Source organism: Brevundimonas sp. NIBR11 (assembly GCF_027912535.1).
Classification (GTDB): domain Bacteria; phylum Pseudomonadota; class Alphaproteobacteria; order Caulobacterales; family Caulobacteraceae; genus Brevundimonas.
The window spans coordinates 1,078,754-1,102,229 of record NZ_CP115465.1 but is presented as its reverse complement, the minus strand read 5'-3'; the positions used below and the strand labels follow the sequence as shown (position 1 = coordinate 1,102,229).

At 67.9% G+C, this 23,476-nt stretch carries 22 protein-coding genes and 2 tRNA genes; 5 read left to right on the top strand and 19 right to left on the bottom strand.

What is annotated here, in order from left to right:
- Positions 1-3: 3 nt before the first annotated feature.
- The 5 genes from O5O43_RS05260 to O5O43_RS05240 all read right to left on the bottom strand — a co-directional run bounded on the left by O5O43_RS05260 (position 4) and on the right by O5O43_RS05240 (position 3,947).
- On the bottom strand, positions 4-1,146 hold the full coding sequence (locus tag O5O43_RS05260) for a GNAT family N-acetyltransferase (RefSeq protein ID WP_271085863.1): 1,143 nt from the start codon (positions 1,144-1,146) through the stop codon (positions 4-6).
- A 233-nt stretch (positions 1,147-1,379) separates the two neighbouring features.
- On the bottom strand, positions 1,380-2,108 hold the full coding sequence (locus tag O5O43_RS05255) for a hypothetical protein (RefSeq protein ID WP_271085862.1): 729 nt from the start codon (positions 2,106-2,108) through the stop codon (positions 1,380-1,382).
- A 361-nt stretch (positions 2,109-2,469) separates the two neighbouring features.
- Positions 2,470-3,660 carry an elongation factor Tu gene (gene tuf / locus O5O43_RS05250; RefSeq protein WP_271083699.1) on the bottom strand — a complete coding sequence of 397 codons (1,191 nt, stop codon included), beginning with the start codon at positions 3,658-3,660 and terminating at the stop codon, positions 2,470-2,472.
- Positions 3,661-3,712: 52 nt separating this feature from the next.
- Positions 3,713-3,786 (bottom strand) — tRNA-Gly (locus O5O43_RS05245).
- A gap of 77 nt (positions 3,787-3,863) precedes the next feature.
- A tRNA-Tyr gene (locus O5O43_RS05240) sits at positions 3,864-3,947 on the bottom strand.
- 112 nt (positions 3,948-4,059) lie between these two features.
- Between O5O43_RS05240 and rlmB the strand changes: the two genes are divergently transcribed.
- Genes rlmB through O5O43_RS05225 form a run of 3 tightly spaced genes read left to right on the top strand, consistent with a single transcriptional unit; the run spans position 4,060 to position 6,372 of the window.
- Positions 4,060-4,968: a 23S rRNA (guanosine(2251)-2'-O)-methyltransferase RlmB gene (gene rlmB / locus O5O43_RS05235; RefSeq protein ID WP_271085861.1), complete on the top strand. Its 909-nt coding sequence runs from the start codon at positions 4,060-4,062 to the stop codon at positions 4,966-4,968.
- A gap of 44 nt (positions 4,969-5,012) precedes the next feature.
- Positions 5,013-5,891 (top strand): TerC family protein, encoded by an 879-nt coding sequence (locus tag O5O43_RS05230; RefSeq protein WP_271085860.1) that lies wholly within the window; start codon positions 5,013-5,015, stop codon positions 5,889-5,891.
- Between the two features lie 31 nt (positions 5,892-5,922).
- A complete protein-coding gene (locus O5O43_RS05225; RefSeq protein ID WP_271085859.1) occupies positions 5,923-6,372 on the top strand; it encodes a hypothetical protein in 450 nt (149 codons plus the stop codon).
- Here the strand turns inward: O5O43_RS05225 and O5O43_RS05220 are convergent, their stop codons facing one another.
- From O5O43_RS05220 to O5O43_RS05175, 10 genes are all read right to left on the bottom strand, one after another.
- Positions 6,373-7,086 carry a 2OG-Fe(II) oxygenase family protein gene (locus O5O43_RS05220; protein ID WP_271085858.1) on the bottom strand — a complete coding sequence of 238 codons (714 nt, stop codon included), beginning with the start codon at positions 7,084-7,086 and terminating at the stop codon, positions 6,373-6,375.
- The gene (metG, locus tag O5O43_RS05215) at positions 7,083-8,840 is read right to left on the bottom strand and encodes a methionine--tRNA ligase (RefSeq protein ID WP_271085857.1); all 1,758 of its coding nucleotides are present in this window, start codon (positions 8,838-8,840) and stop codon (positions 7,083-7,085) included. The genes O5O43_RS05220 and metG overlap by 4 nt, the downstream gene beginning before the upstream one ends.
- A 155-nt stretch (positions 8,841-8,995) precedes the next feature.
- Positions 8,996-10,342 (bottom strand): MATE family efflux transporter, encoded by a 1,347-nt coding sequence (locus O5O43_RS05210; protein ID WP_271085856.1) that lies wholly within the window; start codon positions 10,340-10,342, stop codon positions 8,996-8,998.
- Between the two features lie 72 nt (positions 10,343-10,414).
- Positions 10,415-10,813, bottom strand: coding sequence for a DUF1489 domain-containing protein (locus O5O43_RS05205; RefSeq protein ID WP_271085855.1), 399 nt, complete (start codon positions 10,811-10,813; stop codon positions 10,415-10,417).
- Positions 10,814-10,822: 9 nt separating this feature from the next.
- Positions 10,823-12,808 (bottom strand): acetyl/propionyl/methylcrotonyl-CoA carboxylase subunit alpha, encoded by a 1,986-nt coding sequence (locus tag O5O43_RS05200; protein WP_271085854.1) that lies wholly within the window; start codon positions 12,806-12,808, stop codon positions 10,823-10,825.
- An 8-nt stretch (positions 12,809-12,816) separates the two neighbouring features.
- Positions 12,817-13,716: an enoyl-CoA hydratase-related protein gene (locus O5O43_RS05195; RefSeq protein ID WP_271085853.1), complete on the bottom strand. Its 900-nt coding sequence runs from the start codon at positions 13,714-13,716 to the stop codon at positions 12,817-12,819.
- 14 nt (positions 13,717-13,730) lie between these two features.
- On the bottom strand, positions 13,731-15,323 hold the full coding sequence (locus O5O43_RS05190) for a carboxyl transferase domain-containing protein (protein WP_271085852.1): 1,593 nt from the start codon (positions 15,321-15,323) through the stop codon (positions 13,731-13,733).
- Positions 15,324-15,520: 197 nt separating this feature from the next.
- Positions 15,521-15,940, bottom strand: a complete 420-nt coding sequence (locus O5O43_RS05185) for a molecular chaperone DnaJ (protein ID WP_271085851.1) — start codon at positions 15,938-15,940, stop codon at positions 15,521-15,523.
- Between the two features lie 13 nt (positions 15,941-15,953).
- Positions 15,954-16,787 carry a division plane positioning ATPase MipZ gene (locus tag O5O43_RS05180; protein ID WP_271085850.1) on the bottom strand — a complete coding sequence of 278 codons (834 nt, stop codon included), beginning with the start codon at positions 16,785-16,787 and terminating at the stop codon, positions 15,954-15,956.
- 116 nt (positions 16,788-16,903) lie between these two features.
- Complete coding sequence (locus O5O43_RS05175; RefSeq protein WP_271085849.1) at positions 16,904-17,536, bottom strand: SPOR domain-containing protein; 633 nt, start codon at positions 17,534-17,536, stop codon at positions 16,904-16,906.
- A gap of 90 nt (positions 17,537-17,626) precedes the next feature.
- On the opposite strand from O5O43_RS05175, the gene panC reads away from it, so the two are divergent.
- Positions 17,627-18,490 carry a pantoate--beta-alanine ligase gene (gene panC, locus O5O43_RS05170; protein WP_271085848.1) on the top strand — a complete coding sequence of 288 codons (864 nt, stop codon included), beginning with the start codon at positions 17,627-17,629 and terminating at the stop codon, positions 18,488-18,490.
- A 65-nt stretch (positions 18,491-18,555) separates the two neighbouring features.
- A complete protein-coding gene (locus tag O5O43_RS05165) occupies positions 18,556-19,071 on the top strand; it encodes a cytochrome C (protein ID WP_271085847.1) in 516 nt (171 codons plus the stop codon).
- On the opposite strand, the gene O5O43_RS05160 is transcribed toward O5O43_RS05165, so the two are convergent.
- The 4 genes from O5O43_RS05160 to gor all read right to left on the bottom strand — a co-directional run bounded on the left by O5O43_RS05160 (position 19,068) and on the right by gor (position 23,476).
- Positions 19,068-19,838 carry a chorismate mutase gene (locus tag O5O43_RS05160; protein WP_271085846.1) on the bottom strand — a complete coding sequence of 257 codons (771 nt, stop codon included), beginning with the start codon at positions 19,836-19,838 and terminating at the stop codon, positions 19,068-19,070. The genes O5O43_RS05165 and O5O43_RS05160 overlap by 4 nt on opposite strands.
- A gap of 282 nt (positions 19,839-20,120) precedes the next feature.
- Positions 20,121-20,687, bottom strand: coding sequence for a prephenate dehydratase domain-containing protein (locus O5O43_RS05155; protein ID WP_271085845.1), 567 nt, complete (start codon positions 20,685-20,687; stop codon positions 20,121-20,123).
- Complete coding sequence (locus tag O5O43_RS05150; RefSeq protein WP_271085844.1) at positions 20,684-22,054, bottom strand: 3-deoxy-7-phosphoheptulonate synthase class II; 1,371 nt, start codon at positions 22,052-22,054, stop codon at positions 20,684-20,686. The genes O5O43_RS05155 and O5O43_RS05150 overlap by 4 nt, the downstream gene beginning before the upstream one ends.
- Positions 22,055-22,093: 39 nt before the next feature.
- Complete coding sequence (gene gor, locus O5O43_RS05145; protein WP_271085843.1) at positions 22,094-23,476, bottom strand: glutathione-disulfide reductase; 1,383 nt, start codon at positions 23,474-23,476, stop codon at positions 22,094-22,096.

The window sequence follows — 23,476 nt, the reverse complement described above, 5'->3', positions numbered from 1 at the left end:
CGATCAGGCGGCGTGGCGCGCGCCGCTCACCTTCTTCATGGCCGCGCCGGCGGCGGCGACCGCGCCCATCAGGCGGTTGGCGGGGGTCACCTCGCAGGCCTCGATGGCGGCCCATCGACGGCGCACGCTCGTGCGGATCCGCTCGCCCTTGCCGCCGGCGGTGTTCAAAAGGCCCACGGCCGCGTCCGACAGCATGGCTCCGACGCCCGGCTTCAGGATCACCGCCTCGCGCACGCTCTGCGTCGCATTGCAGAAATACTTCTTGTAGCCCTCGCCGCCGAACCCGAAGTCGAAGACCCGGAAGCCCGCCGCGCAGCCCAGCCGCATGGTGTCCATGGTCAGCAGGATGCCCGGCGAGCAGCGCGCCAGCTCGGGCACATAGGCCGGGAACCAGAAATGGTAGCGATCGCCGGCGTGCAGCGAGTATTCGATCGCCGTCAGCCGGTCCCCGGCCCACAGCGCGGCCATCGACGCGCCGAAGTCCCCGTGCTTCGACGCCATCAGGGCGTGCAGGAGATCGCCGGTCCAGCCGCAGGCGAAGATGTCGTGGCGGTTGGTGCGGGCGTACTGGTCGCGCTTCAGCTGGATCAACTCGTCGAGCAGCTTCGGATCGCGCAGGCCGCGTTCGACGCGGATGGGACCCAGTTCGGTTTCCAGGCTGCGACGCGCCCGTTCCTTGTCCTTGAAGTATTTGCCCCAGGTCGTGCGGCGCTCGGCGTACCAGGCGTCGTAGCCTTCTTCCGGCGTGACCGTCATCAGGGTCTCGCGCAGCTCCCCCGCCCCCGACGGCCCGACCCAGGCCGAGACGTTCAGGCGCGGCGCGTTCAGCAGGGCGGCGACGGCGGCCAGGGACGGCGTCTCGCCGGGCATGGCGATGACGCCGTGATAGTCGTTCATCGGGGCGCCGAGCGGCTGGATCGCCGATCCGCGCCGCTGGTGGGGGAAATAGCCGATGGTCTTTCCGTCGCGGCTCAGAATCGCCACGGCCGCGTCCGGGCTGATCTTCGAGGCGATCTCGGTGAACTCCCAGCGGAAATAGGGGCTGGCGAGTTCTGGGTTGGCGTCGACCATGGCGCGCCACAGGGCCCGGTCGGCGACCGTGAGCTGGTCCGCCTTGACGACCTCGATCTGTAGCGTTCCGGGCATGCGCGTCTCCGACCCACGCCTCCGAGCAAGGCGCGTTCCTGCGCTGGTGTAGCGCGAGGCCCGTTTCGGGACGGTGTAATGGCGTGGTGAACAAGATCTTGCGGAGCCGACGGCCGCCGAGGGGCGTTGCTGTGATCAACACGGAGCACGACCATGACTGATCCCGTCGGAGACACCGGCCGCGGCCCGGGCCGCCAGTCCGAATACGAACAGGAGAAGCCGGCCGGCGACGGTCAGCCCCCTCGCCCCGCCACCGAGCCCGGCGGATCGAAGGGATCGTCGAACTCGGGCGAGACGGCGACGGATCCCGCGACGGGCAAACCGAACGGGTGAGGCGGTCCTGTCTCTTCCCCATGCGCGCCTGCGCATGGGGAGAAGACGTGTGATCTCTTCCGCACCAGTTTCCCCTCCCGCGTGACGGTGAAGCCCTTCACTGGCCCCTGGTCCTCCAGACTCTCGTCGGTTTCGGAGTCGAGATAGTCCGTTGAGTCGGGTTCGGCCTCGGCGGCTTCGACCTCGCGGGCCGCTTCGCGCAGATTGAAGCCCCGGGCCGCGTCCTCCTCTTTCCAGCGATCGACCTCGGCCTGGCGGAGCCGGATGATTTCGCAGACCTTGTGCCAGCGCATGAACTCGGCCGCGTCGCCGCGCAGGACGGCGCGCATCATCCGACCGTCGGCGACCTCGGACAGATCGCTCCACTCGATCATGTCGAGGTTGCCGTAGACCTTTTCTTCCAGCAGCCGCCCCTCGTCGCGCGGGTCGAGCGATTGCGGCGGGATCCAGGGCTGGTCGGTGCGCCGCCAGCCATGGCGTGCGGCCCGGTCTCGCAGGGCCGACAGGGTCACCCCGTGCCGCCGGCAGCAGTCCGGTCCCGACAGACCCGCGATATAGTCGTCCCTGACCGCCTCCCAGACCTCAGGCGGCACCCGGTTCCGGCCTGAAGTTTCGATCGCCTCATCCATGTCCGCCCCTCCGCTATGGATCGGACAGTGTGAGGGCGTTTCGGGGGGTGATGGGTAAAAAGGCTCTCATTAGAGCCGGGCGTTGATCGGACTGGGGAATTCGGACGAACCGTTGATGGGTATGGGCGTCCCTCTCCCGGGGGAGAGGGCTTGAGCGCCCGGGAGCGGAGCGATCGGCCTTGCGCAAAAGGGTGAGGGTCGCGCTCTCGAAGTGAGACGGTGCGACGGCTTCGCCGATGGACAGACCCGACCCTCATCCGTCCGCTTCGCGGCCACCTTCTCCCACCGGGAGAGGGCAAAGAAAAAGGCCCCGGATTTCTCCGGGGCCTCTCCAGATCGATCCGAAGATCGGTCTTCCTGCTTACTCGACGATCTTGGCGACGACGCCGGCGCCGACGGTGCGGCCGCCTTCACGGATGGCGAAGCGGAGCTTCTCTTCCATGGCGATCGGGGTGATCAGCTCGACGTTCAGCTCGGCGTTGTCGCCGGGCATGATCATCTCGACGCCTTCCTTCAGGTGAACGATGCCGGTCACGTCCGTGGTGCGGAAGTAGAACTGCGGGCGGTAGTTCGTGAAGAACGGCGTGTGACGGCCGCCTTCTTCCTTGGTCAGGATGTAGGCCTCGGCCAGGAACTTGGTGTGCGGGGTGATCGAACCCGGCTTGCACAGGACCTGACCGCGCTCGACGTCTTCACGCTTGGTGCCGCGCAGCAGAACGCCGACGTTGTCGCCGGCCTGGCCCTGGTCCAGCAGCTTGCGGAACATTTCCACGCCCGTGCAGGTCGTCTTCTGGACCGGACGGATGCCGACGATCTCGACTTCCTCACCGACCTTGACGATGCCGCGCTCGACGCGACCCGTGACCACGGTGCCGCGGCCCGAGATCGAGAAGACGTCTTCGACCGGCATCAGGAAGGGCAGGTCGACCGGACGTTCCGGCTGCGGAATGTAGGCGTCGACGGTTTCCATCAGCGCCAGAACCTGCTGCTCGCCGATTTCCGGGTTCACGCCGTCGGTCGCGGCCTTGGCCGAGCCCATGGTGATCGGAATGTCGTCGCCCGGGAACTGGTAGGACGAAAGCAGCTCGCGCACTTCCATCTCGACGAGCTCCAGCAGCTCCTTGTCGTCGACCAGGTCGACCTTGTTCATGAAGACCACCAGGGCCGGCACGCCGACCTGACGGGCCAGCAGGATGTGCTCGCGGGTCTGCGGCATCGGGCCGTCGGCGGCCGACACCACCAGGATCGCGCCGTCCATCTGGGCCGCGCCGGTGATCATGTTCTTCACATAGTCGGCGTGGCCGGGGCAGTCGACGTGGGCGTAGTGACGGTTGGCCGTCTCGTATTCCACGTGAGCCGTGTTGATCGTGATGCCGCGAGCCTTTTCTTCCGGCGCGGCGTCGATGTCGGCGTAGTTCATGGCTTTCGCGCCGCCGGCCTTGGCCAGCGTCATCGTGATCGCCGCCGTCAGCGTCGTCTTGCCGTGGTCAACGTGACCGATCGTGCCGATGTTGCAGTGCGGCTTGGTGCGTTCGAACTTTTCCTTGGCCATGGCCAAACTCCTGATGGCCCGGGTTGAGGGGCGCTGTGTGCTGTCAAAAACCTGGAGCGGGTAGACGGAATCGAACCGACATATTCAGCTTGGAAGGCTGCTGTACTACCATTGTACTATACCCGCACGGAGACGGCCTCGGCTCGCGAAAGCCTCGACCGCCGATCCTCATATGGGGTCCGATCCGTCGTTTCGAAAGCGCGTGGTGGGGGAAGAAGGACTCGAACCTTCGAAGCTTACGCAGGGGATTTACAGTCCCCCCCCTTTGCCGCTCGGGACATTCCCCCAGCGCGTTTTCGAACCGTCCGGACACAAAAGCTTTCGGTCTCTGACACGCCTGAGATAGAGGGGGCGCCAGACCCGAAAGCCCTAGGGCTCCAAATCGGAGGGCGTCTTATAGTGTCGAGAAATCCAGAACGCAACGACCGGAAATCGGGTAAAAATACGCCCGGAAAAACCGGCGATCGACCCCGCAAGGGTGGGGCTTTCGATCCCCCGAAAGGCGGCCCCGACCGGGGCGGCTGGAACCCCAATCCGCCGACCAAGGGGTTCTCCACCGGGGCCCCTCGCGCAGGGCGCGGCAAGGTCGACGCCGACGGGTTCCTGTGGGGCCGACATCCTGTGCTGGCGGCGCTTTCCAACCCGGCGAGGAAGGGGACGGGTCGCCTCCTGGCGACCGCCGATCGCGCCGCCGAGCTGGAGCGGGACGGCGTTCCGAACGGCCACAAGATCGAGGTGATCGACGCCCTGGCGCTGGAGCGGATGCTGCCCGCCGGCGCGGTGCACCAGGGCCTGGCCTTCAAGGTTCAGCCGCTGGAAGGCGTGGCGCTCGAGGACCTGGCCGAGCCGGCGGAGGGAATCATTGTCATGCTGGACCAGTTGACCGATCCCCAGAACGTCGGCGCCATCTTCCGCTCGGCGCTCGCGTTCGGGGCGCGGGGAATCGTCGTCCAGGACCGGCATTCGCCGGTATTGGCCGGGGCGCTGGCCAAGGCGGCGGCAGGAGCGACCGAGCGCCTGCCCTGTGCACGGGTGACGAACCTCTCGAGGGCGCTGGAGACCCTCGCCGAGCTGGGCTGGCGGGCGGTCGGGCTGGACGGGTCGTCGGAGGAGACGCTGGAAGGCGCGCTGGACCACCGGCCGACGGTTCTGGTCATGGGTTCGGAGGGCGACGGTATCCGCAGGCTGGTGGCCGAGCACTGCGATGTGCTGGCGAAGATTTCCATGCCGGGCGGATTCGAAAGCCTGAACGTGTCGAACGCGGCGGCCATCGCCCTGTACGAGGCCTCGCGGAAGCAGAGGGGCTGATGCGGCGACTTGGCGCACGGCCACGCTGACGCTAGAGAGCGATCATGGAATTCCTCTCCTCCCCCGAACTCACCAGCCAGCTGACCGCCCTCGGACAGGTGCTTGCCATCGACCTGGTCCTGGCCGGCGACAACGCCGTGGCCGTGGGTCTGGCCGCCGCCGCCCTGCCCGTCGAACAGCGTCGCAAGGCGATTCTCGTCGGTCTGGCCGCCGCCGTCGTGCTGCGCATCGTCTTCGCCCTGGTGACGGTGCAGCTGCTGGCCATCGTGGGCCTGTTGCTGGCGGGCGGCGTCCTGCTGCTTTGGGTCTGCTGGAAGATGTGGCGCGAGCTGCGCGAGCAGGCGACCCACGATCAGGCCGAGGCGCAGAAGGAACTCGAACTGGCGCTGGCCATCGAGCACGGTCAGGGGCCGACGCCGGAAGAGCTGGGCATCAAGCGCAAGACCTTCGGCGCGGCCCTGCTGCAGATCATGATCGCCGACGTGACCATGTCGCTGGACAATGTGCTGGCCGTGGCCGGCGCGGCGCACGAGCATCCATGGATCATGGTGTTCGGCCTGATCCTGTCGATCGGCCTGATGGGCGTGGCGGCGACCTTCATCGCCAAGCTGCTGAACAAGTACCGCTGGATCGGCTACGTCGGCCTGATCATCGTCCTTTACGTCGCCCTGCACATGGTCTGGGACGGAGCGCGCTCCGTCGTGGTCCGCACCGGCAATACGGAACAGTTCAACGCCTCGGCCCCGGCCTTCCTCGCGATTTCGCCCGAGGAGGTCGAGGAGTTCGAGCGCGGGACCCGCAGCGAGGACAGCGCCCTGCCCGGCCAGGGCGCGCCCCTGACGTCGCCTGACACGGCGCCGGCGGCGGCTTCCACCCCGGCCGCGGGCCCCGTAGTGTCCGAACCGGCGGCGAAGGCGGACTGACTCCGGCGGCCGCATGGTCCGGAATTCCTCGATGAGCGTGCTGCTTCTGTCCCTTCTGCTGGCCGGCCCCATGGCGGGCGAGACCAAGTCGGCGCACCCGGCGCCGATCGTCCAATCCGGCACGCGTAACATCCCCGTTGGCGACCCCCTGCGCCGCCCGCTGCTGGACACCCTACGCGCGCCGATCGAGGCCGAGCTGAACCAGCCGGTCCAGTTCGTCGTCGATACGCTGAGAGTTCAGGGCGACTGGGCCTTCTTCTCCGGTAAGGTGCAGCGTCCGGACGGCCGTCCGATCGACTTCACCCGCACCTCCTACGCCGAGGAGCTGGCGGAGGGCATGTTCGATGGGCCGGGCACCTTTGGCCTGATGCGTCGACAGGGCGGACGCTGGACCGAAGTTGTCCACATCATCGGCCCGACCGACGTCGCCTACATGGGCTGGCACGACGAATACGGCGCGCCGGAAAGCCTGTTCGAATAGTCAGACGCCGCGCAGCCAGCCGGTGACCGAGATCCGGTCGGCGCCGGCGGACAGGGCGACTTGCGTCACAGAATGGGGCGCGGGCACTTTCAGCAGGTTCAGGGTGTTGAAGCGCGGAGTGAAGGCCTCGGCGACGTTCCCCCAACCGTCGTGGAAGGCCAGTAGGCCGCCCCAGTCGATGCGCCAGCCGGACGTGAGCCCCAGCACATAGGCGTAGTAGCGGTTCTTTCCCTCGGCCGTATCGTCGTGCTCGGTGAGGAAGTGGCCCTTGCGGAAGCGAGTCAGTTGGGCGTCGGCCATGGCGACGCGGGGTTCGCCCGTCGCCTCGCGCATCAGCGTCAAGAACGCTTCGCCGTTCAGGAAGGCGACCAGATCGGCCCAGACCGGCTCGGCGGTCCCCGCCTCGGCCATGTCGAAGATCGGGTGGTTGTCGAACAGGTACTGGAAGTCTTCGGTGGCGGCGGTCTGCACCGCCTGGCCGAGAGCCTGACGCTGCTGCGGCTCCAGCGAATGGAGCCAGGCGCCGGGCAGGTCGACGTGGCCGGTCGAGCGGCGGGTCACGACGTTGAAGTCGGGCTTGTCCGCCTCGGCCCGGAGGTGGGCGGCGTAGGACTCGGTCAGGAGCCCGTGGAGCTGGGCGCGGCCGGTGCGGGCGAGGCGGTCGCGAACGGCCGAGAGGGTCGCCGGCGAATGTTCCGCCAGCGCGGGCGTCACTGGGCGCCTCCGAACCGCTCCGACCACTCGGCGACCTGAACGTCCTCGATCTTCTTGAACAGGACTTCGGCGGCGGCGACCTTCTGGCCGCGCGGCAGCTGGTCCAGCAGGTTCGCATCGAGCGCGGGCCAGGCGAGGTCCGTCTCGCCCACGGCGGCGGCGATCTTTTCGGCCGAGACGGGCATGACCGGGGCGGCGATGCGCGCGAACAGGGCGACCAGATTCAGGCCGGTGCGAACGCCGACGGCGGCGCGGTCGACATCGGTCTTGAAGGCGGTCCAGGGTGCGGCCTCCTGAAGGTATTCGTTGCCGAGCACCCAGACGGCGCGCAGGGCCTGACAGGCCTTCCTGAACTCCATGGCCTCGAAGGCCTCGGTCGCTTCGGCGAGGCCGGCGCGGACGTCGGCCTCCAGCTTCTGTTCCAGCGGCCCGGGTTCGCCGCCTTCCGGGACCACGCCCTCGAACTTCGACTCGGCGAACTTGACGATGCGGTTGACGAAATTGCCGAGGACGTCGGCCAGGTCCTTGTTGGTCGAGGCCTGGAAATCCTCCCAGGTGAAAGCCGAGTCGGAATGTTCCGGGCCGTAGGCCGTCAGACGCCATCGCCAGTAGTCGGCGGGCAGGAGCTCCAGCGCCTGGTCCATGAAGACGCCGCGCTTCTGGGACGTCGAGAACTTGCCGCCGTACCAGTTCAGCCAGTTGAAGGCCTTGAGCGTATCGACCGTCTTCCAGGGTTCGCCGGAACCCAGAATGGTCGCGGGGAAGCTGACGGTGTGGAAGGCGACATTGTCCTTGCCCATGAACTGGACGTAGCGGACGTCTTCGGCGCCTTCGTCCAGACGCCACCAGTCGCGCCAGGTCCGGCCGTTCGCCTCGGCCCATTCCTCGGTCGCGCCGATGTATTCGATGGGGGCGTCGAACCAGACGTAGAAGACCTTGCCCTCCATGCCCGGACGCGGCCCGCCGTCGGGACCGACCACCGGCACGCCCCATTTCAGATCGCGGGTGATGCCGCGGTCGATCAGGCCTTCGTCAAGATGCTTGAGGGCAATGGAGCGGGCGAGCGTCTGCCAGTCCGACTTCGATTCGATCCACTCCCGGATGCGGCCCTCGATCTTCGTCTGCAGCAGATAGAGGTGGCGGGTGTCGCGGACCTCGAGGTTGGTCGAGCCCGAGACCGACGAATAGGGGGCGATCAGGTCGGTCGGGTCCAGCAGGCGGCCGCAGTTGTCGCACTGGTCGCCGCGCGCGCCGACGTGGCCGCAGTGGGGGCAGGTCCCCTCGACATAGCGGTCGGGCAGGAAGCGCTGGTCGTCGATCGAATAGATCATCCGGTCGACGCGTTCCTCGATCAGGCCGTTGTCTTCGAGGACCTTGGCGAAATGCTGGGTCAGGCGACGGTTGGCGGCGTTCGAGGAGCGGCCGAACCAGTCGTAGCTGAGGCCAAACGCCTCCCCTGCCCGCTTCTGGATCTCGTGCTGTTCGTCGCAATAGGTCTGGACGTCCTGACCGGCGGCGGCGGCGGCCAGTTCGGCCGGGGTGCCGTGCTCGTCGGTGGCGCAGATGTAGAGGGTCTCATGGCCCTGGGCGCGCTTGAAGCGGGCGTAGACGTCCGCCGGCAGCATGGAGCCCGCGAGATTCCCCAGATGCTTGATGCCGTTGATGTACGGCAGCGCCGAGGTGATCAGGATGCGGGACATGGGTTTCCGGTCGTTCTGAGGAAGCTGCGGGATATAGAGATCGGCACGGGCCACGTCATCTCCCTCCCCATCGGGGGAGGGTGGCTGAGCCGTAGGCGAAGCCGGGTGGGAAGGGCAAGGCGACCCGGAGACGTCTGCGGGGTTTGCCTTGCCGCCCCCACCCGGTCTCAGCTTCGCTTCGACCACCCTCCCGAGTGGGAGGAAAAATGTCAGGTGCGCGAGCTCATCCGCCGCGCGATCCGCACGAAGCGGCCGGTGAGAAGCGTCGATGACACCAGGCTGGCGATGATGACGGCCCAGACCAGACCGTTCACCCCGATCTGGTGCGCCAGGAGCCAGCCCAACGGCATCATCACCCCGCCATAGGCGGCGAAATGGATGATGGTCGGCCACCAGACGTCTCCCGCCGCGCGATTGGCCTGGGCCGCGACGACCTGGATGCCGTCGGCCATGAAGAAGAGGGTCGCCAGGACCACGGCGGGCGCGGCGAGCGCCAGCAGGGCCGGATCGCGATTATATGCGCCGACCAGCAGGTGGGCGCTGGGCCAGACCAGCAGGGCCACGATCAGGGTCAGGGCCGTGACCACCCCGATGCCGACGAGGCCGGCGCGCAGAACCGCCCTGCCCTCGGCCGCCCCATAGGCGCGGCCGACGAGGACCGCCGTGGCCGAGGACAGGCCCATCGGAACCATGAAGACGACGGCCGAGATGTTGAGCACCACGGCCCAGGCGGCGGTCTCGTTCGTTCCGAGCTGGCCGGCGATGAAGGTCATGGCCGCGAAGGCTGCGACCTCGATGAAATAGGACGAGCCGCCGCCATAGCCGATGCGGCGCTGTTCGGCGGCGGCGACGGGATCCGGCGCGGGCTTGGTGAAGACGCCCAGCGCCCGGGCCTCTGGCAGGCGGACGATGTAGATGACGAGGAATAGCGCCAGGGCCGCGCGCGCCGAGAAGGTGGCCCAGCAGGAGGCTTCGGCGCCATGAATGCCGAGGCCCAGAAGGTCGGGGACGAGCAGCAGGTTGAGCGCCAGGTTGACGCCGTTGGCGATCCACATGGCGACCATGCCGGGCTTGGGCTTGCCCAGCGCCTCGAGGAAGAACTGGGCCGCCACGGAGATCAGATAGGCGGGCATGGACAGGGCCAGGACCACCAGGGCCGGTCCCGCGCCCTCGGCCAGGCCGGCCTCAAGACGCATCTGGCCCAGCAGCCAGGGACCGACGAACACCAGGGCGATGGAGGCGGCCATGCCGAGTTGGAAGGCGTAGGCCAGACCCCGCCTGAGGACGGCCCCGACCTCGGCGCGGCGGCCCTCGCCGAGCATCCGGGCGGTCATGACCTGAACCCCGAACAGCAGGCCGACCGCCGTCACCACGATGATCGAATGGGGCGCCCAGGCCAGCGAATGGAAGGCCAGCTCACGCGAGGCGTAGTTGCCGACCACGATGGCGTCCGTCAGCCCCATGGTCATGATGCCGATCCGCGCCAGCACCACCGGCCAGGCCAGGGTCAAGAGTTCGCGGGTGGCGGTGCGGGTGGCGGGGCTAAGGAAGGTCATGGGAGGGCGCGGAGACCACGTCGGGCGGCGAAGGTCAACAAAGCCCTTCTCCCCTTGCGGGAGGATGTAGCCCTACCACGCCCCCATTTCGCGCAGCTGTTTCGCCAAGTCCTCGGGCATGTCGCCGGCGTCGAGGGTCGAAAGATCGACGGGCGCGTCCTTGGGCTCGAAATAGCGCCAGCCCTGGAACGGGCGACGGGCGAGCGAAGCGGTGCGGATCACCTCGGGGGCTAGGGTGATCTCGCAGCGAGAGGTCTTGCCCTCTCCTGTCGTGGTGATGTCCAGCACCGGCTGGCGGCAGAGGATCGTCCCCTTGATGACCCAGAACAGCGAGCCGCCGTCCTCGATTTCGGCCGCGCGCTTGGGCGTCATCCGGGTGTGGACGATCAGGGGTTCGCCTTTGGCCGCGCGGGTCTCGAGCCACTCCACGTCGGAGACGCCGACGCAGAGCTTGATCATGTGCAGAGGCATGGGCGGCAGTTAGGCGTTCGCCTCGACCTTCGCCAGCACGGCGTCGGCCCCGACCTGGTCCCCGACCGCATAGCCGATCTCGCCGACGACGCCATCGAAGGGCGCGGTCAGCGCGTGCTCCATCTTCATGGCCTCCAGCACGATGATCGGCTGGCCCTTGGTCACCGTGTCGCCGGCCTTTGCGGGCGTGGCGACGATCTTGCCGGGCATGGGGGCGCGGAGCGTGCCGTCCGAGGCGGTGCCGCCCGTCGCGGCTGAGGCATAGCCTGACATCAGATGAGCATTGCCGCGGAAGAAAAGGATCGGTTGGCTTCGGCCAGCGACGCCAACCACGGCGTTGCGCGCGGAGAGTTCAACCTTCCCGCCGTAAACAAGGGCCAAGTCTTCCGCTCCGTTTACGGTCACGGTGTAATGGCTTCCGTTCAGGCTCACCCCGCCGTCGATTCGCTGCCCATCGACCCAGACCCTGAAGGCTTGGGAGCGTTGTCCGTTTAGCCGAAGACCACTTAGACCAAAGAGCGGATCGAACGGTGACCAAAGATCACTTTGCGATGACGGCACGGACAGGCCAGGCTCGTGAATACCGGCATTCTCAACGGCCAGAGCTGCGAGTTGCACCTCCATACTCAGGTCCGCAGCGGCGAGTTCGGCCTCTTCTGCACCGATGAACCCCGTATCGACCTCACCCGCAACGAACCGGGGATGTTCCAAGCAGCGCACCAAGAAGCCGGCGTTGGTCCGCACGGGCCAGACTTCGACATCGGCGCAGGCTTCGGCGAGGGCTTCGGCGGCGGCCTCGCGCGTGTCCTCGTGGACGATCAGCTTGGCGATCATGGGGTCGTAGAACTGGCTGACCTCGCCGCCCTGATAGACGCCGGTGTCCACCCGGATATCGTCGGGCAGGACGAAATGATCGAGTTTGCCGATCGACGGCAGGAAGCCGTTGGACGGGTCCTCGGCATAGAGGCGGGCCTCCATGGCCCAGCCGTTCAGGGGGATGGCGGCCTGTTTCAGCGGTACGGGCTCGCCGGCGGCGGCGCGGAACTGCCATTCGACCAGATCGACGCCGGTGATGCTTTCGGTGACCGGGTGTTCGACCTGCAGCCGGGTGTTCATCTCCATGAACCAGATGCGGTCGGCCTTCAGCCCTTCCGAGGCGTCGGCGATGAACTCGATCGTGCCGGCGCCGACGTAGTTCACGGCCTTGGCGGCGCGGACGGCGGCGTCGGTGATCGCCGAGCGCGTCGCGGCGTCCATGCCGGGAGCCGGAGCCTCCTCGATGACCTTCTGGTGGCGGCGCTGCAGGGAGCAGTCGCGTTCGTACAGGTGGACGACCTCGCCGTGGCTGTCGCCGAAGACCTGAACCTCGATGTGGCGAGGCGACAGGATGTATTTCTCGATCAGCACCCGGTCGTCGCCGAAGCTGGACGCGGCCTCGCGCTGACACGAAGCGAGGGCGTCGAGGAAGGCGTCGGACGCATCGACACGGCGCATGCCCTTGCCGCCGCCGCCCGCCACCGCCTTGATCAGGACGGGGTAGCCGATGGCGTCGGCCTCGGCCTTCAGGCGCTCGGGCGACTGGTCCTCGCCCATGTAGCCGGGGGTGACCGGGACGCCGGCCTCGACCATCAGCTTTTTCGCCGCGTCCTTAAGACCCATGGCGCGGATCGAGGCCGGCGGGGCGCCGATCCAGATGATGCCGGCAGCGACCACTTCCTCCGCAAACTCCGCATTCTCCGACAGGAAGCCATAGCCGGGGTGGATGGCCTCGGCGCCCGAGGCCTTGGCGGCGGCCAGGACCTTTTCGGCGGCCAGATAGCTCTCGCGCGCCGGGGCCGGGCCGATCAGGACGGCTTCGTCGGCCTCACGCACGTGCAGGGCGTTCGCGTCGGCCTCGGAGTAGACGGCGATGGTGCGGATACCCATCCGCTTGGCGGTGCGGAAGACGCGACAGGCGATCTCGCCGCGATTGGCGACCAGGACGGACTTGAACATGAGGCTCTCTATTCCGCCCAGCGGGCCGGGCGTTTGTCGAGGAAGGCGCGGACGCCTTCTTGGCCTTCGGGCGAGACGCGGGCGCGGGCGATGCGTTTGGCGGTCTCTTCCATCAGGCCGTGGTCGATGTGGCGACCGGCGACATCGCGAACCAGACGCTTGGCCTCCCCCATGGCCTGGGGGGCGTTCTGCGTCAGGCTGTCGGTCAGCATGGAGACGAACTCGTCGATCGACCCCTCGGGCAGGACCATGTCGATGATGCCGGCATGGGCGGCGTAGTCGGCGTCGAAGATGTTGGCGGTCAGGAACAACTGCTTCGCACGGCGCGGCCCGACGGCCTCGATGACATAGGGGGCGATGGTCGCGGGGATGAGGCCCAGCTTGACCTCGGAGAAGGCGAAGCGCGCGCCCTCGACCGCCACGGCCATGTCGCAGGCGCAGACGATGCCGGCCCCGCCGCCCATGGCCGAACCCTCGACCAGGGCGACCGTCAGGGCCGGAATGTCGTGCAGGGCCTTCAGCATTTTCGCCAAGCCCATGGCGTCGTCGCGGTTGTCGCCCTCGGACCAGTCGATGGCGTCACGCATCCACGACAGGTCGGCGCCCGCGCTGAACGTTCCGCCCGCGCCGCGGATGAAGACGACGCGGACGTTGTCGGCGCCGTGCAGGGTCTCGAAAGTCTCGAACAGGGCCGCGATGGTCGCGGCGTCGAAGGCGTTCTTCTTGTGCGGACGGTTGATGGTGACGAAGACCACGCCGTCGGTCGTGCCGTCGACCTGCACCAGGTCGTCGTTCGCGTCGGGCGCGGCGCCGGGCACCAGCGGCTGGGCGATCGCGTTGATCTCGGCGGCCTCGGCGTCGGTGATATCGAGCGCGTTCAGGTCGGATTCGTTGGGTTGGTCGGTCATGGAAAGCTCCTCAATCACATCCTGAACACGCCAAACGTCGTGTCGGGTATCGGCGCGTTCAGCGAGGCGGAGATCGCCAGCCCCAGCACATCCCTTGTCTGGGTCGGGTCGATGACGCCGTCGTCCCACAGCCGGGCGGTGGCGTAGTAGGGGTTGCCCTCGTCCTCGTACTTCTGGCGGACCGGAGCCTTGAAGGCCTCGGCCTGTTCGGGGGTCCAGCTGTCGGCGTCGCGGTGGACGGTGGCGAGGACGGAGGCCGCCTGTTCGCCGCCCATGACGCTGATCCGGCTGTTCGGCCAGGTGAAGAGGAAGCGCGGGGAATAGGCGCGGCCGCACATGCCGTAGTTGCCGGCGCCGAAACTGCCGCCGATCAGGATGGTGAACTTGGGCACGCTCGCCGAGGCGACGGCGGTGACCAGTTTGGCCCCGTCCTTGGCGATGCCGCCGGCCTCGTATTTTCCACCGACCATGAAGCCGGAGATGTTCTGCAGGAAGACCAGCGGGATCTTCCGCTTGCAGGCCAGTTCGATGAAGTGCGCGCCCTTCAGCGCGCTCTCGGAGAACAGCACGCCGTTGTTGGCCAGGATGGCGACCGGATAGCCCCATATGCGGGCGAAGCCGCAGACGAGTGTCGTGCCATAAAGCGGCTTGAACTCCTCGAACTCCGAGCCGTCGACGACGCGGGCGATGACCTCGCGCACGTCATAGGGGGCGCGGACGTCGTCGGGGATCAGGCCGTAGAGCTCGGCCGGGTCCAGCGCCGGCGCCTTGGGCTCGCGGATGTCCATGTCGACGCGCTTGACGCTGTTCAGATGGCCGACGATGTCGCGGACGATTTCCAGGGCGTGCTCGTCGTTCTCGGCGACATAGTCGACGACGCCGGACTTGCGGCCGTGCGTTTCGGCCCCGCCCAGTTCCTCGGCGGAGATGACCTCGCCGGTGGCGGCCTTCACCAAAGGCGGGCCGGCCAGGAAGATGGTGCCCTGGTTGCGGACGATGACCGTCTCGTCCGACATGGCCGGCACATAGGCCCCGCCGGCGGTGCAGGAGCCCATGACGCAGGCGATCTGGGGGATGCCCTTCGCCGACATGTTTGCCTGGTTGAAGAAGATGCGGCCGAAATGGTCGCGGTCGGGGAAGACTTCGGCCTGGTGCGGCAGGTTGGCCCCGCCGGAATCGACCAGATAGACGCACGGCAGGTTGTTCTGCTCGGCGATCTCCTGGGCCCGCAGGTGCTTCTTCACCGTCATCGGGAAGTATGCGCCGCCCTTCACCGTCGGATCGTTGGCGACGATCATGACCTCGCGGCCCGAGACGCGCCCGACGCCGCAGATCATTCCGGCGCCGGGGGCCTCGTCGCCGTACATGCCGTTGGCGGCGAGCTGGCCGACCTCGAGGAAGGGCGAACCGGGATCCAGAAGGCGTTCGACGCGGTCGCGGGGCAGAAGCTTGCCGCGCGAGACATGGCGATCGCGGCTGGCGTCGGAACCGCCCCTGCCCGCCGTCGCCACCCGCTCGCGCAGTTCGGCGTTGAGGGCGGTGTTGTGGGCGTGCAGCGCCTTGAAGCTCGGCGACTGCGGATCGATGGAACTGGTCAGCTTCGGCATGGGGCGAGGTTTAGGGGGGTTTGATCCAACCGTCACCCTCTCCCAATGGGAGAGGGCTTGAGCGTCCACGAGCGCAGCGATTGGAAACGCGAAAGGGTGAGGGTCGTGCGTGCCGGTGAGCTTCGACCCTCACCCTTTCGGCCCCGACGCATAGCTATCGCTCTGCGGGCCTCAAGCCCTCTCCCACCAGGGGAGGGTTACTTTTTGAGCAGCCGATCCTTGGCCGCGTTCAGCCGCGCCGCCAGCCCTTCGGTGCCGCCCTGATCCGGGTGCGCCCGCGCCATCAGCCTGCGCCAGGCGGCATTGACGGCTTCAGGAGTGGCATCGACCGACACGCCGAGAGTGGAGGCAGCGTCCGAGGCGCTGAGCCCCTCCGCCGTGCGGGGCACGGTCCGCATCCGCGAAGACACCGTCAGCCACAGCCCCGCCCCGACAAGCGCCGCCCCGCTGATCCATCCGCCCTTCGACAGGACCAGCGCCCCACCCGCGAGCAGCACGGCCGAGATCAGCGTCGCCGCGACCCGCCATTGCCCACGTCGGGGCCCCTCGGTCTGTCGACCCAGCCGGACCAGCGCCCAGACGCCGATGGCGACGAGCACCAGCCAGATCAGGCCCATCGGTGAGCTCGAGTCAGGCCGCTGCGTCGAGCGCCGGCAGGCTGGCGGCGTCGAGGCCCAACGACTGCATCAGGTTGCGCATCTCCTGACGCGCGGCGACGTGGGCGAGCGAGACGGCGACGGGGCGCACCTCGCTGGACAGGTCGGCGACGGTCAGGCCGAAGGGGAAGAGCTCGCGGTAGATGACCCGGTCGCGCAGGCCCGGGCCGACGCGGAAGCCGACCCGCTTGGCCAGTTTCAGCATCCGCTCTTCGAGGCGTTTGCGGTTGCGGGCCTCGGCGACGGCGAGGCGGTTGGTGATGACGACCCAGTCGATGGCGGCGTGGCGGCCTTCCTTGATGGCGCGGTGCTTGCGGGCCTCCCAGACGCTCTCGGAATAGGTCGAAGGCTTGAGCAGCTCCAGCGTCACGGGATCGACCGAACCCAGCATGTCGAAGTCGACGAAGCTGTCGTTCATCGGGGTGACGATCTGGTCGGCCTTGGCGTGGGCCGCCCGCGACAGGGGCGTGTCGCCGCCGGGGGTGTCGATCAGGATGACGTCGGCGCCTTGGGCTTCGGCGAAGGCGCGCTCGAAGGTCGCGATCTGCTCGGCCTCGTCGGCGCGGGCCAGGACCTTGCCGTCGCCCAGATCCGGCTCGGACGGCATGGGCAGGACGACGCCGTTGGCGGCGGTCCAAGCGGCGCGGTGAGCGAAGAAGTGGCTCATCGACCGCTGGCGCAGATCGAGATCCAGAATGGCGACGCGCCGGCCTGCGTGCAGCAGGCCCGCGACGATGTGGATCGCCAGGGTGGACTTGCCGGCCCCGCCCTTTTCATTGCCGACGACGATGACCTGAGGCTGCGTCATGGAGAGTTCCGAATGCTGGCGACGACCGACTCACTTGCCGGTCCTCATGGTTCGCCAGAATCGGGGGCGCCGCGCCTTCCGTCAACGAAAGGTTAAAAGACGGCTGTGGATGAGACCTAGCCTCGCCGCAAGCAGCCCAGCTTGGCAGCATCCGCGGCCCGGCAGACGGCGCGGGCGTCGTCGACCGGAGCCGATACCTTGAGCCGGGTCAGGCTGCGCCCGTCCACCTCGACCGCCTCGAAGACCGGGGTCAGTTCGGCCACCCCGTGACCGGCGTCGGCGATCCGGCCCCAAGCGCGCTGGGCGGCGGCCGGGCTGGCGAAGGCCCCGAGCTGAAGAGTCGTGCGGGCGACCTGACGCGGCGTCGGCGGAGCGATGCGGCGGGCGGGCATTTCGGCGGAGACGCGCTGGACCACGGCCTCGGTCACCACGGGAGCGGCGGCCTCGATAAGGGCTGGAGCCGCAGCTTCGACCGCGCCACGCAGGCCGGCGTCGCGGGCGTCCCAGAGATCGTGCGGATCCAGAACCTCGACACGCAGGGCGCCGGGGTTCACGACGGCTTCGGTCGTGGCCAGCGCCGGACGAAGACCGCTGTTGGCGGCCGCGCGGGCCGGACCGGCGGCGCCGCCGTCGAGCGGGATGTCGGCGACATACTGCGCCATCTGTTCAAACCGGTGCGGGTCGCCCTCGACCGCACTGCACGACGAGGTCGCGAGGCCGGCGAGACCGAGGAGCACTGGACGAAGCATTCTGCTGGGCGTCATAAGCCCCTCTTAGCCCGGCAGGTTTTTCCGCCCCGTGCACGAACAGGCTTAAGTCGAAGGGTTAATCCGGTAAGCATGAGCGACAACCCTCCTCCCCTGCCTATCGCGCGAACGGTCGAAGCGTTGCGTGCGATCGTGCGCGACTGGAAACGCCAGGGCTTCACCGTGGGATTCGTGCCGACGATGGGCGCCTTGCACGAGGGCCATCTGACCCTGGTGCGAGAGGCCGGGCGGCGGGCGGACAAGGTCGTCGCCAGCGTCTTCGTCAACCCGACCCAGTTCGCGGCGCACGAGGACCTGGGGACCTATCCCCGGCAGGAGGCGCGGGACGCTGAACTGCTGGCCGGCGCGGCATGCGATCTGCTGTTCGCCCCCACGGTGGACCAGATGTATCCCGAGGGCTTCGTCACCGGCGTCAGCGTCGGCGGGCCGTCGCAGGGGCTGGAGACGGATTTCCGCCCGCACTTCTTCGGCGGGGTGGCGGTGGTGGTGGCCAAGCTGCTGAACCAGGTCCAGGCCGACGTCGCCGTGTTCGGAGAGAAGGACTATCAGCAACTGATGGTCGTCACGCGGATGGCGCGGGACCTCGATATCCCGACCCAGATCGTCGGATCGCCGACCGAGCGGGACGGCTACGGTCTGGCCCTGTCGTCGCGGAACGCCTACTTGTCCGAGACCGAACTGGAGGTCGCGCGGCGGCTCAACGGCATCATCGCCGAGGCGGCGATCAAGGCGGCGGACAAGCGACCCTTGGCTGCGGTCGAGCGCGACGCCTACGCCGAGATCCTGAAGGCCGGGTTCGAGCGCGTGGACTATGTCGCCGTGCGTCGTGCGGACGATCTGGCGGCCTTCTCCAGCGGCGTGGTTGACGGTCCGGGAAGGGTTCTGGTCGCGGCCTGGCTCGGCAAGACGCGGCTGATCGACAATATGGCGGTCTGACGCCGTCGTGGGTTGACGCAAGCGTCGCCATGGCGCTCCCTCCTCCGAGAACGGGGGAATCTCAGATGCACAGAACGGCCATTCTCGTCGCCGGCCTCGCCGGTGTGCTGCTGTCCGGCTGTGGGCAGGTCTCGACGAAGACAACCGCGGAGGCCGATGTTTCGAACGGTCCGACCGTGGCGGCCGCGACCGACATCGACGCCGGTCGGTATCTGGTGCGGATCGGCGGCTGCAACGACTGTCACACGCCGCAATATGCCATGACCGGCGGGGCCCAACCGCCCGAGAGCGAGTGGCTGAAGGGCTCCACCGAGGGTCATACGGGGCCGTGGGGCACAAGCTACGGCAAGAACCTGCGCCTGACCGCCGCCGGCCATTCCGAGGACGAGTGGGTCCATCTGCTGGAGACGGGCGACAGCCTGCCGCCCATGCCTTGGCCGAGCGTCCGCGCCATGTCGGAGGCCGACAAGCGCAACGTCTATCGCTACATCAAGTCCTTGCCCGGCGATCCGGGCCAGCCGGCGCCGGCCCCGCTGCCGCCCTCGGCCGCCGCAAGACCGGCGGCCGCTCCGGCGACCTAGCCGATCGCACCGACGCAGCCCTCGGCGTCGCCGGGGGTCAGGTCCGCATCGGTCAGGGCCAGGGTCCAGCCGTGGTGGGTATTGAGGCCCCAGCGACGCGCGCCGCCGCCGTCGCCGGCGTCGCCGCCTGCGCTGACCACGACCCGGCGGCCCGTGGGCAGCGCCGACGGATCGATCTTGCCCACGGCCAGGGAGGTCGGCTGCCCGCCCGCGGCGCCGAAGCCGTCGAACACGCTCAAGCTGGACCAGTCGCGGCGCAGACCCAGCCACCAGGGATCGTCGGTGTTGACGGCCAGCACGGCCACGCCCTTGCCCTCGGCGGCGAAAGCCAGGGCGCCCTGTGGATCGCGGACCATGCGGATCGAGGCGGCCGCGCCGAACCGGTGTCGAGCGCCGTCGAAGGCGCGGGTCGGATCGGTCGGGGCCCAGACCTGGACCTGCAGCTGGCCCTGGCGCGCCAGACCCCAGCCGACGATCTCGCGCCACAGGCCTTCGACAGCCTGGAGGTTCTCGGGATCGGCCTTGGCCATGACGCGGCTGAGGACGGTCTGTTCGCGGTCGGGGCGCAGCTTGGTGTGGGGTCCGTGGGGCGCGTCCTTGGCCTGACCGACCTTCGCGGCGATGGCGAGACGACGCTGGAACAGGGACAGAAGTTCGTCGTCGACGAGGTCGATCTCGTGGCGCAGGGCGGCCAGCGCCATCTGCTCGGGCGACATCTCTTCGGGGGTCATGGCGGGCCAGACTTGCTGGAGGTTCGAAGCGGACATGGATTTTGGGCTTTCAGGGGATGCATTTCGACGAAGGGCGAATGGGTGCGCCGCCGCCCTGGTTAAGGGCGGTCGCCGGCGAGGCTGTCAGGAGCGGGGGTCGCTCGAGGCCTCAGCCGGCGTATCGAAAGCCGTAGAAAGAACCGCCAAAATAGGAGGCAGCCGCGCGCGAACGGAGCGAAGGGGTCGAAAGCGAAGCGCGCAGCGGGGACATGGGTCGAACCAGTTGTTCGGATCGTCAGCGATCCGTCCAGCCTTAAGACACGCAACGATCGTGCGGCGTCAAGCCGGTTCGCGGGCCAGAAGAACAAATCGCGTGCGGTTGTCGTCGGAATCCTGAAGGTCGTTGCGCAGGATCACCAGACCATAGACCTCGGCGGCGGCGACCGGCGCGATCGCCGCGCGGGTGCGGTCGCCGCTTTCGGCCAGATCGCGAGCCGCGCCGGCGGTGTCGAAGGCCTCGACGATCTCCAACCCCAGGTGTTCGAGCGTCCGGGCGCACTGGCGCAGCGCGACCGGGTGGCTGGCGACCGATTTCAGCTTGTCCAACTCCACGCCGTCGATGGCCAGCAGCGCCATGCGGATCGGACGCCAAGCGTCGCCGAGAACCAGCAGGCCGGACTGAGCGACAAAGGTCGCGGCCGGCTCGACCACGCCGATGGTCGAGTTCTCGACCGGGATAAGGGCGCAGTCGCACGCGCCGGATTTCACGGCGGAAATGGCCTCGTCGAAGGTGTCGTAACCGACGTGTTCGTCCCACGGACGCAGCTCCAGGCAGGCCTCGTGGCTGAAGGCGCCTGGCGCGCCCTGGTAGGCGGTGCGCCCTCCCCTGTCGTCCGTATCGGTCACGCGGCCCGCGACGTGTTCAGACGGCCGGACTTCAGACGCTCGGCCACCAGGAAGGCCAGCTCCAGCGCCTGATCGGCGTTGAGGCGCGGGTCGCAGTGGGTGTGGTAGCGGCTGGACAGGTCGTCCTCGGACACGGCTTGCGCGCCGCCGATGCATTCGGTGACGTTCTGGCCCGTCATCTCCAGATGGACGCCGCCGGGGTGGACGCCCTCGTGCTCGGCCACCTCGATGAAGCCCTTCACCTCGCCCAGGATGCGGTCGAACGGACGCGTCTTGTAGCCGCTGGCCGCCATCAGGGTGTTGCCGTGCATCGGGTCGATCGACCAGATGACGCGCTTGCCGTGAGCCTTCACCGCCGACATCAGTTGCGGCAGACGCTTGTGCACCTTGTCATGGCCGAAACGGCCGATCAGGGTCAGACGGCCGGGGACGTTGTCCGGATTCAGGGCGTCGATCAGGGGCAGCAGGTCGTCCGGCTCCATCGTCGGGCCGCACTTCACGCCGATGGGGTTCTTGATCCCGCGCATGAACTCGACATGGGCGCCGTCCAGCTGGCGCGTGCGCTCGCCGATCCACAGCATATGGGCCGAGGTGTCGAACCAGTCGCCAGACCCGCCGTCCAGCCGCGTCAGGGCGCTCTCCACGTTCAGCAGCAGGGCTTCATGCGAGGTGAAGACCTCGACGCGGCTGAGGTCCGGATGGGTCTCGGGCGTGACGCCGACGGCCTCCATGAAGGCCAGGGCCTCGGCGATCTTTTCGGCGAGTTCACGGTACTGGGCGCCCACGCCGCCTTCGGCGAAGCCCTGGGTCCAGCGGTGAATATTGTAGAGGTCGGCATAGCCGCCGCCGGCGAAGGCGCGCAGCAGGTTGAGGGTGGAGGCCGACTGGTTATAGGCCTTCAAGAGACGCTGGGGATCGGGCACCCGCTCTTCGGGCGTGAAGGCCGAGCCGTTGATGTTGTCGCCGCGGTAGGAGGGCAGCTCGACGCCGTCGATCTTCTCGACCGGAGACGACCGCGGCTTGGCGAACTGGCCGGCGATGCGACCGACCTTCACCACGGGTTTCCTGCCCGCGAAGGTCAGGACCACCGCCATCTGCAGGATCAGGCGGAAGGTGTCGCGGATGTTGTCGGTCGAGAACTCCTTGAAGCTCTCGGCGCAATCCCCGCCCTGAAGCAGAAAGGCGTCGCCGGCCTCGACCCGCGCCAGTTTGGCGGTCAGGCTGCGGGCCTCGCCCGCGAAGACCAGCGGCGGCAGGGCGCGCAGTTCGTCTTCGACGGCGGCCAAAGCGCGCGGGTCCGGATAGTCCGTCGGCATGTGCACGACGGGCTTTTCTCTCCAGGATTCAGGGGTCCAGCGCTTGGTCATGGCCGCAAGATAGGCGTCTCGCGGATGCGAAACAACAAACTACCCGGCGTTTGTTTCCTGCGACTGCTTGACCTTCAGGGTCACCAATTCCTCGGCCATGGTCGGATGGACGGCACAGGTGGCGTCCCATTGAGCCTTGGTGAGACCGGCCTTCACGGCGATGGCGGCCAGCTGGATCATCTCCGGAGCCTCGGGACCCACGATGTGGACGCCGACGACGCGGTCGGTGTCGGCGTCGACCACCAGCTTCATCAACACCCGCTCCTCGGAGCCGGTGAAAGCGTATTTCATCGGCCGGAAGCGGGTCGAATAGATGTCCACCCCCTTGGCGCAGGTGTGGCGGGCATCCGCCTCGCTCAGGCCCACCACGCCGACCGGCGGCTGCGAGAACACGGCGGTGGCGACGGCCTCGTAGTCGAAATGCTGGGGGTTGTCCTTGTAGACCGTCTCATGGAAGGCGACCGCCTCGCGGATGGCGACGGGGGTCAGGTTCATCCGGTCGGTCACGTCGCCGATGGCCCAGATGTTGTCGGCGGTGGTCTTCGACAGAGTATCGACCTTGATCGCCCCCTTCTCGTTCAGCTCGACCCCGGCGGTCTCCAGGCCCAGATCCTTGACGTGCGGGACGCGGCCAGTGGCGAACATGACGACGTCGGTCTCGATCTCCATGCCGTTCTCCAGCACGTTGACGATGCCGGTCGCGGTCTTCTTCAACTCGCTATGCTGGCAGCCCAGAATGACCTTGATGCCGCGCTTCTCGATCTCGCCGGCGAGGTGCGCGCGCACGTCGTCGTCGAAGCCGCGCAGGATGTTCGGGCCGCGATAGATCAGGGTCGTCTCGACGCCGAGCCCGGCGAAGATCCCGGCGAACTCCACCGCGATATAGCCGCCGCCCGCGATCAGGATGCGCTTGGGCAGTTCCGGCAGGTGGAAGGCCTCTTCGGAGGTGATGGCGTGTTCGATGCCCGGCAGGGTCTCGGGCATCCAGGGGCGGCCGCCGGTGGCGATCAGGATCTTATCGGCAGTGATCGTCTGGTCCTTGCCGAGGATCTCGACCGTGTGGGCGTCCTTCAGCACCGCGCGGCCGTGGATCAGCTCGACGCCGGCCTTGCCGAGGTTGGCGGCGTAGATGCCCGACAGCCGGGCGATCTCGACATCCTTGGCCTGGATGAATTTCGGCCAATCGAATGTCGCATTGTCGAACGACCAGCCGTAGCCCTTGGCGATCTCGAGCGCGTGGCTGACCTCGGAGGCCATGACCATGAACTTCTTCGGCACGCAGCCCCGGATGACGCAGGTGCCGCCGACGCGGAACTCTTCTGCGATGGCGACCCGCTTGCCGCCCAACGCGGTCAGCCTTGCAGCGCGCACCCCGCCGGAACCGGCGCCGATGACGAAGAGGTCGTAGTCGTACTCGGCCAT

Coding starts and splice junctions, on each gene's coding strand:
- O5O43_RS05180 (WP_271085850.1), bottom strand. CDS start 16,787: ATGACGCAGCCTCAGGTCATCGTCGTCGGCAATGAAAAGGGCGGGGCC.
- O5O43_RS05175 (WP_271085849.1), bottom strand. CDS start 17,536: ATGCTTCGTCCAGTGCTCCTCGGTCTCGCCGGCCTCGCGACCTCGTCG.
- O5O43_RS05160 (WP_271085846.1), bottom strand. CDS start 19,838: ATGTCCGCTTCGAACCTCCAGCAAGTCTGGCCCGCCATGACCCCCGAA.
- O5O43_RS05230 (WP_271085860.1), top strand. CDS start 5,013: ATGGAATTCCTCTCCTCCCCCGAACTCACCAGCCAGCTGACCGCCCTC.
- O5O43_RS05165 (WP_271085847.1), top strand. CDS start 18,556: ATGCACAGAACGGCCATTCTCGTCGCCGGCCTCGCCGGTGTGCTGCTG.
- O5O43_RS05260 (WP_271085863.1), bottom strand. CDS start 1,146: ATGCCCGGAACGCTACAGATCGAGGTCGTCAAGGCGGACCAGCTCACG.
- tuf (WP_271083699.1), bottom strand. CDS start 3,660: ATGGCCAAGGAAAAGTTCGAACGCACCAAGCCGCACTGCAACATCGGC.
- O5O43_RS05210 (WP_271085856.1), bottom strand. CDS start 10,342: ATGACCTTCCTTAGCCCCGCCACCCGCACCGCCACCCGCGAACTCTTG.
- panC (WP_271085848.1), top strand. CDS start 17,627: ATGAGCGACAACCCTCCTCCCCTGCCTATCGCGCGAACGGTCGAAGCG.
- O5O43_RS05190 (WP_271085852.1), bottom strand. CDS start 15,323: ATGCCGAAGCTGACCAGTTCCATCGATCCGCAGTCGCCGAGCTTCAAG.
- O5O43_RS05150 (WP_271085844.1), bottom strand. CDS start 22,054: ATGACCAAGCGCTGGACCCCTGAATCCTGGAGAGAAAAGCCCGTCGTG.
- O5O43_RS05185 (WP_271085851.1), bottom strand. CDS start 15,940: ATGGGCCTGATCTGGCTGGTGCTCGTCGCCATCGGCGTCTGGGCGCTG.
- O5O43_RS05200 (WP_271085854.1), bottom strand. CDS start 12,808: ATGTTCAAGTCCGTCCTGGTCGCCAATCGCGGCGAGATCGCCTGTCGC.
- gor (WP_271085843.1), bottom strand. CDS start 23,476: ATGGCCGAGTACGACTACGACCTCTTCGTCATCGGCGCCGGTTCCGGC.
- O5O43_RS05255 (WP_271085862.1), bottom strand. CDS start 2,108: ATGGATGAGGCGATCGAAACTTCAGGCCGGAACCGGGTGCCGCCTGAG.
- O5O43_RS05195 (WP_271085853.1), bottom strand. CDS start 13,716: ATGACCGACCAACCCAACGAATCCGACCTGAACGCGCTCGATATCACC.
- O5O43_RS05205 (WP_271085855.1), bottom strand. CDS start 10,813: ATGCCTCTGCACATGATCAAGCTCTGCGTCGGCGTCTCCGACGTGGAG.
- O5O43_RS05225 (WP_271085859.1), top strand. CDS start 5,923: ATGAGCGTGCTGCTTCTGTCCCTTCTGCTGGCCGGCCCCATGGCGGGC.